Origin of the sequence: Acidaminococcus nyctereutis, from assembly GCF_052216985.1 — a bacterium.
In the GTDB taxonomy this organism is placed as follows: Bacteria; Bacillota; Negativicutes; order Acidaminococcales; family Acidaminococcaceae; genus Acidaminococcus; species Acidaminococcus fermentans_A.
On the sequence record NZ_JBQOUY010000005.1, the window covers coordinates 107,775 to 117,072 of the forward strand.

Consider the following 9,298-nt stretch of genomic DNA (forward strand, 5'->3'; position numbering starts at 1 on the left):
AAACCTCCTTCAGCCCAACAGGCACAAGGTAATGAAATAATAGGCAAAAGGCACCGAGAAAATCAGGCTGTCACACCGGTCCAGCACACCCCCGTGGCCAGGGAAGAAATTGCCGGAATCCTTGATGTCACAGGACCGTTTCAGGATGCTTTCCACCAGGTCTCCCAGGGGAGCGAAGAATCCGATGCCCACCCCCAGGAGCAGCACCGGTACCAAGGGATATTGAAGCCACAGGGAACCTAAGAGCCACACAGTGGCCACGCAGCCGATGAAACCGCACAGGGCCCCTTCCCGGGTCTTTTTGGGGCTCACCTTGGGGAGCAGTTTGGTCTTCCCGAAGGCCCGTCCCCCGAAATAAGCAAAGGTGTCACTGGCCCAGGTGGCGAACATCACCGTCCACAGCAGGGCTTCTCCCAGGCTCACCGTCCCCCAGACGGGGATGGTGTGGAGAGGACCGGTCAGTTCCCGGAGCAGGATGAAATGGGCAAAAGGCAATCCCAGGTACACGAGAGCCATACAGGTCAGGCCGGTGTTTTCCGGGAAATAGCCCTGGGCATAGAAATAGAGCCCCTCCAACAGCACCAAAAGGGAAAATAGGGTGACGAGAGGCAGCAGCCAATCCGGTTTCCCCAGCCCGGCTGCTCCGATCAGGAGAGCCGTACCCAGAAGGCCTGTGGCCCGGTACACCTGGATCCCGTCCCGGGTCAGCATATTCCGGTATTCCCGGAAGCCCACCAGTCCCAGGAGCAGTACTCCCAGGGCAAACAGCAGGCCCCCCATCTTAATCAATAACAATGCGATAGGGATGGCCACAATGGCCGTCCGTATTCTCTGTCCCATAGTCAGCGCCTCTTATTTCTGATTCAGGCCACCGAACCGGCGGTCCCGTTTCTGATAGCTGGACACCGCTTCCGTCAGCAGGGCTTCGGAAAAGTCCGGCCAGAAAACAGGGGTGGTCCAGAATTCCGAATAGGCGATCTGCCAGAGCATGAAATTGCTCACCCGCAAATCGCCCCCGGTGCGGATCAAAAGATCCGGTGCCGGCAGTCCCCGGGTATACAGGTGTCCTTCGATGGTCTTTTCATTTATAGCATCCGGTGCCAGGGTCCCCTGCTGGACAGAGCCGGCGATTTCCCGCACAGCCTCCACCAATTCCCGCTGGCCACCGTAATTGATTGCGATGTTCAGGATGATTCCCGTATTGTCCTTTGTCACGTCCAGGGCATGATCCATCTTTTCCTGGACAATGGCAGGCAGCCCCTCTCGAGAGCCCATGAAACGGATACGGACGTTATATTGATTGAATTCTTCCAGTTCACTGGTCAGATACTGGCAAAGGAGATCCATGATGAAGCGGACTTCCGTAATGGGCCGTTTCCAGTTTTCCGTAGAAAAGGCATAGACGCTCAAGGCTTTGATGCCCAGATGATCCGCGAACTTCACGATCCGCCGCAAAGTCCGGGCGCCCTCTGCATGGCCGAAGGTCCGGGGTTTTCCCTGGGCTCTGGCCCACCGGCCGTTGCCGTCCATGATGATGGCCACATGGCGGGGGATCAGATCCGGTTGGAGCATGGAGGTATCCACCCCGTCGATTTCCGGGATGGGTTCCGGTTTGGAAGTGAGGCCTAAGAGTTTTTTCAGCATTGGCATACCCCTATAAAAAAATTTGCGCAGCCTGCTTACGCGGGCTGCGCAACAACGCCAGAAAGCTTATTCAGCTTTGATAGCGCCAACCGGGCAAGCGCCGGTGCAAGCATCGCAATCGATGCAGCTGGCTTCGTCAACCTTGTACTTGCCGTTGTCTTCAGCGATTGCACCTACCGGGCAGGTCCCAGCGCAGGAACCGCAGCCGATGCATTCGTCTTGGTTAATTTTGTGTGCCATTGTCAGTACACCTCCCTTCGAATTTGCAACCAACAATTATTTGTAATTTATGGTCAGACACAACAGTCTGCTTAAGGACATAAGCAGAACCATCATGCCAGACTTGCGCAGGATGGTGGAAATAAGGCTCTGCCCGGACGATTTCTGCCTGCCAGCCGGCTGCCTCCAGCTTTTCCAAAGCCAGTGCCAGGGGCCGCGCCAGAACATCGGGTGCCTTGGGAGATGCCGTCATCACACCGACATGACTTCCTTTTCTTTTTGGGCCAGCACATCATCGATTTTCTTAGTGTACTTATCCGTCAGCTTCTGGGAAAAATCCGTTGCGTCCTTGGCATCATCTTCCGTGATTTCCTTAGCTTTGACTTGTTTTTTCACAGCGTCATTGAAATCCCGGCGGATATTCCGGATTTCCACCCGGCTGGCTTCGCCTTTTTTATTGACCACTTTTACCAGTTCCTTCCGGCGTTCTTCCGTCAGGAGAGGCAGGTTCAGGCGGATCACGGTGCCATCATTATTCGGATTCAAGCCCAGGTCAGAGGTCATGATGGCCTTTTCAATGGTCTTGAGCAGGCTCCGGTCCCAGGGCTGGATCACAATCATACGAGGTTCCGGGACAGAGACGTTGGCTACCTGGGTCACCGGCGTGGGAGCCCCATAATAGTCCACTTTGACCTGATCCAGCAGGGACGGCGTAGCCCGCCCAGTACGGATATTGGTCAGTTCATTCCGGAGCGCTTGGAGCGCTTTATCCATTTTCTCTTGGGTCTTGGTTTGCAGTTCTTCCAATGTTGCCATTTAGAATCCTCCTACCAGGGTTCCGATTTCCTCACCGGAAGCAGCCTTCAGGATATTCCCTTCGGCGTCGATGTTGAAGACTACGATGGGAATATGGTTATCCATACACAGGCTGATTGCGGTGGAATCCATGACACCCAGATTTCTTTGAATGACTTCGATATATTCCAGATGATCGAATTTCACAGCCGTGGGATTGACGGCCGGATCACTGTCATACACGCCGTCCACACCTTTTTTGGCCATCAGGATGGCATCCGCTTCGATTTCAGCCGCCCGCAGAGCAGCCGTGGTATCCGTAGAAAAATACGGATTGCCCGTGCCAGCTGCAAAGATCACCACCCGGCCCTTTTCCAGATGCCGGACAGCTCTCCGACGGATATAAGGTTCCGCGATGGCTCTCATTTCGATGGCCGTCTGTACCCGTGTAGGTACGCCACGGTTTTCCAGGGCATCCTGCAAAGCCAGGGAGTTGATCACGGTCGCCAGCATCCCCATATAATCGGCCGTTGCCCGGTCCATCCCTTTGGAGGCGCCAGCCAATCCTCTCCAGATATTGCCGCCGCCGTTGACCACAGCCACATCCATACCGCTTTCCCGGACGTCCTGGATCTGTGCCGCAATGGCATCCACCGTCTTGGGATCGATTCCATAGCCTTTCTCACCGGCCAGGGCTTCCCCACTGAGTTTCAGAATTACGCGTTTGAACTTTCTTTTACCCGACACTGACAGTACCTCCCACAGAGTTCCGCAGATCTTGAACAAGAAGCCATACACCCGCTCTGATGATCTCCGTCAGATCCAGTTGCCCAGCATCTGTCCGTTCCTTATCATTATAGGTGAATTTTATCTTTCCTGCAAGACTGAATCTAAAATGCCCCAAAAAACAAGGGGCTGCCGCACAAGCGAGAGCCCCTTGCAAGAGTGTTATTTTACGAAGCTGGCGACTTCAGCAGCGAAGTCTTCCTGTTTCTTTTCAATGCCTTCGCCCAGCTGGAAGCGGACAAATCTCTTTGCTTTGGCATTGTGTTCCTTCAGCAGGGTGCTGATGGATTTATCCGGATCTTTGATGAATTCCTGATCCACCAGGCAGATTTCCTTATAGAATTTCTGGATACGGCCCTGCACCATCTTTTCGATGATCTTTTCAGGTTTGCCTTCATTCTTAGCCTGTTCAGCCAGGACTTCTTTTTCATGATCCAGTTCGCTGGCAGGGACCTGGGTCCGGTCCAGATAAGACGGGTTGGCAGCTGCGATGTGCATAGCCACATCCTTAGCCACTTCCGCATCTCCGCCTTCCAGTTCTACCAGGACGCCGATCTTGCCGGCCCCATGGATGTAGTGTCCCAGGGTATCATTGCCATATTCATACACAGCAAACCGCCGGATATCGATCTTTTCACCGATCTTAGCGATGGCTTCCGTGATCACTTCGCTGACTTTCTTGTCCGTGCCTTCGAAGGTCTGTTCATTCAGAGCAGCCACATCAGCCGGTTTATGAGCCGCGATATGTTTAGCGACGCTCAGTACCAGGCCTTTGTATTCATCGGTATTGGCCACAAAGTCGGTTTCGCAGTTGACTTCCACCAGGACAGCCACCTTGCTGGCTTCGTCCACATAAGCTTCTACCAGGCCTTCAGCAGCCACACGGCTGGCCTTCTTAGCAGCCTTGGACAGGCCTTTCTCTCTCAGGTAGTCGATTGCCTGGTCCATATCGCCGTTGGTGGCGGTCAGGGCTTTTTTGCAGTCCATCATGCCGGCGCCAGTACGTTCACGCAGTTCTTTTACCATGCTAGCAGTAATTGCCATCAGTATTCCTCCTGTAACTTTATGGAATTGGGAAAGGACGGCTTATTCAGCGTCCTTAGCTTCTTCTTCAGCAGCAGCTTCCTCAGCAGCAACGGCTTCTTCATCCACAGCGCTGGCTTTGCCTTCCAGGACAGCATCAGCCATCTTGCTGGTCAAGAGGCGGACGGCACGGATGGCGTCATCGTTGGCAGGCATCAGGTAATCCACTTCATCAGGATCGCAGTTGGTATCCACGGTAGCCACGATGGGGATGTGCAGTTTCCGAGCTTCCATGATGGCGTTGTGTTCCTTCCGAGGATCGATGACGAACAGAGCGCTGGGCAGTTTCTTCATATCTTTGATGCCACCCAGGTATTTTTCCAGTTTGGCCATTTCATGGCGCAGGACGATGACTTCCTTCTTAGGCAGTACATCGAAAGTGCCTTCTTCTTCCATTTTTTCCAGTTCGTGAAGTCTCTTGATCCGGGTCTGGATGGTCTTGAAGTTGGTCAGCATACCGCCCAGCCATCTTTCGTTCACATAGAACATGCCGCAGCGTTCAGCTTCTTCTTTGATGGCAGCCTGGGCCTGTTTCTTGGTGCCGACAAACAGCACGGTGCCGCCCTGAGCAGCCAGTTCACGCAGGAAGTTATAGCATTCTTCCACCTTTTTCACGGTCTTCTGCAGATCGATGATGTAGATGCCGTTCCGTTCGGTGAAGATGTAAGGAGCCATCTTAGGGTTCCAACGGCGGGTCTGATGACCGAAATGTACGCCAGCTTCCAAAAGTTGTTTCATAGAGACAATTGCCATTTTTGTTTCCTCCTGTTTTTTCCTCCGCAGATCATTTTTCGCTTAACCTCCCTTAAGGAGGACAGCCGCGTCCTGACTCTGCGTGTGTTTTTCGACAGCTGTGCTTTCACAGCTGAATGAAATTATATCATATTTGTTACAAAAGTTGCAAGGGGGTTGCTGCACCTTTCGTGCAGCAACCCCCTTCGTCATAGGCCAGACGTCATACGTCATACGCTTTCGGAAATCAATTTTTTCAAATTGATTTTGAAATGGTGAACCCCAATAGGGAATTCAACGTTTTTCCCTGCGTTCAGTGCCAGCAAAGCTGGCTTCCATCGACGTATGACGTATGACAGGCTGTTGCGGGCGCACCAGCCCCTTACCAGCTTACAGACTATTTTTGGATTTCCTCCGCCAGTTCCCGGACTTTTTCCTCCCAGTCCGCCCCGGCGGTGCCGCCGCCCTGGGCGCTCTGGGGCCGTCCGCCGCCCCGGCCTGCGAACAGGGCATTGGCTTTGGCACAGCAGGCTTTGCAGTCCCCTTCCGCTCCTTCACTCAAAGCGAACTGGTACAGGATTTTATCGCCGTCTTTGGTGAAGACCGCTGCCAGTACTCCTGGCTGGGCGCTGGCCAGTTTCATGGCACTTTTCCCGTCTGCCGCTGATCCTTCCAGGGTCAGTACCAAGAGCCGGGTCCCATTTTTCAAGGTTGGAGCCTGAGCCAGCCGATCCGGCAGCTGGAATTGGATCAGTTCCTGGGTCTTTTCCCGTACCCGTCCCCGCAGCTCTGTGATTTCCTGATGGAGTTTTTCTGCAGCCGGCAGGACTTCTTCTGCTTTAACCGAAAGGAAATTGCTGGTATCTTCCAGGATCCGGTTCCGTTTGTGCATTTCCCGGAGGGCCCTGTTCCCGCAGAGGAATTCCACCCGGCTGCCGCCCTTATGCCGAACGTACCGGAGGATCTGGATGGACCCTACCATGCCCGTATAAGGAGGATGGGTGCCACAGCAGGTGCAGATATCTCCGTTGTGGATATCCACCAGGCGCACGGTGCCCCGGAGTCTTTCATTCTTTTTCCGCAGGGGGAATTTGCCCAGCTCTGTGGAATCCACGTAATGCAAAGTAATGGGTTCATTGGCCCAGATACATTCATTGGCCATCCATTCGGCCTTCTGGGCCGTTTCTTCATCGATTTCCCGGTCCAGGTCGATGAACACACTGTCTTCATTCATATGGAAGCCTACGTTATTGGCCCCGCAGGTTTTCCAAAAAGCGTAGGAAAGGATATGCTCTCCGCAGTGCTGCTGCATCCGGTCCAGCCGTACCGGCCAGTCCAGCTTCACGGCTACGGTCTTTCCCGGTTCCAAGGGAGTCCGGGTCCAGTGGCGCACCTCGGTCCCGTCTTCAGACGCATGATAGACCGGCACCGTATCCAGCCATCCCTGGTCGGACAATTGCCCGCCCCCTTCCGGAAAGATCACGGTCCGATCCAGGATCACTTCATAATGGTCCTCTTTCTTTTCACAGCTCTGGACTACCGCCTGGCAGCTCCGGAGCAGAGAATCGTTTTCATAGAGTTTTTCTGTCATGGAATATCACCTCGAAGGTTTCTCCTGTCTGGAAAAAGACCCGGACCTTGCCCGTCTGTTCCCACAGGCGGACATTGCTCCGGTGCTGGCCCCGCACCAGGGAGGCCAGCCTGTCCGGACAGGTGATAACCATATTATAATTCCCACGGGGCTGCTCTGCAATCTTTTGGAGCACCTGCTGCCCGATGCCCCAGCTCTTTACCTTTTCTCCAAATGCCGGATGGAAAGGCCCTGCCAAGATATGTCCCGGTGCACACAGTTCCCGGTCTGGCTGGAGGCCCATGCGGATCACCCGGATTCCAGCTCCCGTAAAAGCCTGGTACAGCGGCCAGCAGGCAGTCACCGCCTCTTCCACCGTCAGGGCCCGGTATCTCCCCTGGTGCCACAGCTCTGCCAAAGGCGTCCCCGCAATGACCAGGACCGGATAGATCCGCACCAGATCAGGATGGATGGCCACCACCTGCCGGCAGGTCCCGTCCAGGCTTTCCGTGCCCTGTCCCGGCAGTCCCACCATCAGCTGGAGCCCCAGCTGGAAGCCAGCTTCTTTGATCAATTGAGATGCCTTATGGATCTGGGCTGCAGTATGGCCCCTCTCAGCCATCTCCAGGACCCGGTCATCCAGGGACTGGGCTCCCAGTTCGATGGTCTCTACCCCATGGGCCCTGAGCAGTGCCAGGATTTCAGGGGTAATGGCATCCGGCCGGGTGGACAGCCGCAGCGATCCGAACAATCCCCTAGCCCGCCAGCCTTCTGCCAGATCCAAGAGTTTTTTCTGCCGGTCCAGAGGCAGAGCGGTGAAGGATCCGCCATAAAAGGCCAATTCATTAGTGGGATCTGGACGGACCCAGTTCAAGAGAGCTTCCATCTGCCGACTGGCTCCTTCCAGGCTGCTGTCCTTTTCTCCGCTGATGGTCCTCTGGTTACAGAAGATACACTGGTGCGGGCACCCGGCATGGGGGATAAATACAGGAAGAATCATCAGGATGGGCTCCTTTCACAAAGGTTCTGCTGCTAGATACTTTTCGTATTATACCCTTTCTGTACCAAATGATTCAACTCTCAAGGGCACACCATCGGAAATTCTAATATTCCATTGACAAAAGCATTGCAGATGATTAATATTATTAAGTATACAAAATTCATTTTGTAACATGAGCTTGAAAAAAGAAACGAGGGGTTTGTATGTCAAGTGTAAACATCGACTGGTCCAAACTGGGTTTTGCTTATCAGCCCATTGCCCAACGGTATGTAGCCAATTTCAAAGACGGAAAATGGGGTAAAGGCGGCCTCACCGACGATGCCAACGTCGTCCTCAATGAATGTGCCGGCATCCTGCAATACTGCCAGGAAGTCTTCGAAGGCCTGAAAGCCTACAAGACCAAAGATGGCCGTACGGTCACCTTCCGTCCTGACCAGAACGCAAAACGGATGATCGATTCCGCCAAACGTCTGGAAATGCCTCCTGTATCCGAAGAAATGTTTCTGGAAGCCGTAGACGAAGTCGTCCGTGCCAACAAAGATTACATTCCTCCTTTTGAAAGCGGCGGTGCCCTGTACCTGCGCCCGTATCTGTTCGCTACTGGCCCGGTCATCGGCGTAAAGCCTTCTGACGAATACCAGTTCCGCCTGTTCGGGACCCCTGTTGGATCCTATTTCAAGAACGGCGTAAAACCCATCACCATCTGCGTATCTGATTTCGACCGTGCAGCCCCCCATGGCACCGGCCACATCAAAGCCGGCCTGAACTATGCCATGAGCCTCCATGCCTACATCACCGCCCATAACAATGGGTTCGATGAAAACATGTACCTGGATCCTGGCACCCGTACTTATGTGGAAGAAACCGGCGGCGCCAACTTCCTGTTCGTCAAGAAAGACGGTACCCTGGTCACTCCGAAATCCGACTCCATCCTGCCCTCCATCACCCGCCGTTCCCTGATTTCCATCGCAACGGATATGCTGGGCATGAAAGTGGAACATCGGCCGGTGAAATTCTCCGAAGTCAGCGAATTTGCTGAAGCCGGCCTGTGCGGCACTGCTGCCGTCATCTGCCCGGTTGGCAAGATCGTAGACCACGGCAAAGAAATCTGCATCCCCAGCGGGATGGACGAAATGGGCCCTGTGCTGACCAAACTGTACAAGACCCTGAGAGGCATCCAGATGGGCGAAATCGAAGGCCCGGAAGGTTGGATCCACGAAGTGAAATAAAACACATAAAAAAACTGCTGCCAAGCGCAGCAGTTTTTTTATGGTTCTTTGTCAAATGTTGGGGTAAGCTCCAATTCATCTACCACACACGGACGTGAGCGATTTTTGCTCATGTCTGTTTTTATTTTAATTTCACCATCGAAAGCAGTAAAATCCGAGAACGGAATCGTTCAAAGTTGCGAAAACCAAATGCTACTCTCTTTAACACCTTAATCTTATTGTTCATTCCTTCCGTAAAAC

General features: G+C 53.7%; 12 protein-coding genes. 1 reads left to right on the top strand and 11 read right to left on the bottom strand.

Features of this window, described 5'->3' with window-relative positions; translation table 11 throughout:
• Positions 1–9: 9 nt before the first annotated feature.
• The 10 genes from ACTUHY_RS04510 to ACTUHY_RS04555 all read right to left on the bottom strand — a co-directional run bounded on the left by ACTUHY_RS04510 (position 10) and on the right by ACTUHY_RS04555 (position 7,829).
• A complete protein-coding gene (locus ACTUHY_RS04510; RefSeq protein ID WP_278674751.1) occupies positions 10–840 on the bottom strand; it encodes a phosphatidate cytidylyltransferase in 831 nt (276 codons plus the stop codon).
• Positions 841–852: 12 nt separating this feature from the next.
• A complete protein-coding gene (locus ACTUHY_RS04515) occupies positions 853–1,644 on the bottom strand; it encodes an isoprenyl transferase (protein ID WP_442826749.1) in 792 nt (263 codons plus the stop codon).
• A 66-nt stretch (positions 1,645–1,710) separates the two neighbouring features.
• Positions 1,711–1,884 carry an indolepyruvate ferredoxin oxidoreductase subunit alpha gene (locus tag ACTUHY_RS04520; protein ID WP_012938723.1) on the bottom strand — a complete coding sequence of 58 codons (174 nt, stop codon included), beginning with the start codon at positions 1,882–1,884 and terminating at the stop codon, positions 1,711–1,713.
• Entirely contained in the window at positions 1,868–2,116 is a 249-nt protein-coding gene (locus ACTUHY_RS04525; protein WP_442826750.1) for a hypothetical protein, read from the bottom strand. The genes ACTUHY_RS04520 and ACTUHY_RS04525 overlap by 17 nt, the downstream gene beginning before the upstream one ends.
• A complete protein-coding gene (frr, locus tag ACTUHY_RS04530) occupies positions 2,116–2,679 on the bottom strand; it encodes a ribosome recycling factor (protein WP_278674749.1) in 564 nt (187 codons plus the stop codon). The genes ACTUHY_RS04525 and frr overlap by 1 nt, the downstream gene beginning before the upstream one ends.
• Positions 2,680–3,405 (bottom strand): UMP kinase, encoded by a 726-nt coding sequence (gene pyrH / locus ACTUHY_RS04535; RefSeq protein WP_442826741.1) that lies wholly within the window; start codon positions 3,403–3,405, stop codon positions 2,680–2,682.
• Between the two features lie 201 nt (positions 3,406–3,606).
• Entirely contained in the window at positions 3,607–4,488 is an 882-nt protein-coding gene (tsf, locus tag ACTUHY_RS04540) for a translation elongation factor Ts (protein ID WP_442826742.1), read from the bottom strand.
• 42 nt (positions 4,489–4,530) lie between these two features.
• A complete protein-coding gene (gene rpsB / locus ACTUHY_RS04545) occupies positions 4,531–5,280 on the bottom strand; it encodes a 30S ribosomal protein S2 (protein ID WP_278674746.1) in 750 nt (249 codons plus the stop codon).
• A gap of 376 nt (positions 5,281–5,656) precedes the next feature.
• Positions 5,657–6,850: an alanyl-tRNA editing protein gene (locus tag ACTUHY_RS04550; protein WP_442826743.1), complete on the bottom strand. Its 1,194-nt coding sequence runs from the start codon at positions 6,848–6,850 to the stop codon at positions 5,657–5,659.
• Positions 6,831–7,829 carry an elongator complex protein 3 gene (locus ACTUHY_RS04555; protein WP_442826744.1) on the bottom strand — a complete coding sequence of 333 codons (999 nt, stop codon included), beginning with the start codon at positions 7,827–7,829 and terminating at the stop codon, positions 6,831–6,833. Before ACTUHY_RS04555 ends, ACTUHY_RS04550 begins: the two co-directional genes overlap by 20 nt.
• A 203-nt stretch (positions 7,830–8,032) precedes the next feature.
• Between ACTUHY_RS04555 and ACTUHY_RS04560 the strand changes: the two genes are divergently transcribed.
• The gene (locus ACTUHY_RS04560) at positions 8,033–9,058 is read left to right on the top strand and encodes a branched-chain amino acid aminotransferase (RefSeq protein WP_442826745.1); all 1,026 of its coding nucleotides are present in this window, start codon (positions 8,033–8,035) and stop codon (positions 9,056–9,058) included.
• Between the two features lie 121 nt (positions 9,059–9,179).
• Here ACTUHY_RS04560 and ACTUHY_RS04565 read toward each other — a convergent pair.
• Positions 9,180–9,298 (bottom strand): transposase (locus tag ACTUHY_RS04565; RefSeq protein WP_337928722.1); only part of this gene is annotated, 119 nt, incomplete at its 5' end.

Bases quoted from the DNA above. Each gene is read 5' to 3' on its own strand.
- ACTUHY_RS04510 (WP_278674751.1), bottom strand. From the start codon at position 840: ATGGGACAGAGAATACGGACGGCCATTGTGGCCATCCCTATCGCATTG.
- ACTUHY_RS04515 (WP_442826749.1), bottom strand. From the start codon at position 1,644: ATGCTGAAAAAACTCTTAGGCCTCACTTCCAAACCGGAACCCATCCCG.
- ACTUHY_RS04520 (WP_012938723.1), bottom strand. From the start codon at position 1,884: ATGGCACACAAAATTAACCAAGACGAATGCATCGGCTGCGGTTCCTGC.
- ACTUHY_RS04525 (WP_442826750.1), bottom strand. From the start codon at position 2,116: ATGACGGCATCTCCCAAGGCACCCGATGTTCTGGCGCGGCCCCTGGCA.
- frr (WP_278674749.1), bottom strand. From the start codon at position 2,679: ATGGCAACATTGGAAGAACTGCAAACCAAGACCCAAGAGAAAATGGAT.
- tsf (WP_442826742.1), bottom strand. From the start codon at position 4,488: ATGGCAATTACTGCTAGCATGGTAAAAGAACTGCGTGAACGTACTGGC.
- rpsB (WP_278674746.1), bottom strand. From the start codon at position 5,280: ATGGCAATTGTCTCTATGAAACAACTTTTGGAAGCTGGCGTACATTTC.
- ACTUHY_RS04550 (WP_442826743.1), bottom strand. From the start codon at position 6,850: ATGACAGAAAAACTCTATGAAAACGATTCTCTGCTCCGGAGCTGCCAG.
- ACTUHY_RS04555 (WP_442826744.1), bottom strand. From the start codon at position 7,829: ATGATTCTTCCTGTATTTATCCCCCATGCCGGGTGCCCGCACCAGTGT.
- ACTUHY_RS04560 (WP_442826745.1), top strand. From the start codon at position 8,033: ATGTCAAGTGTAAACATCGACTGGTCCAAACTGGGTTTTGCTTATCAG.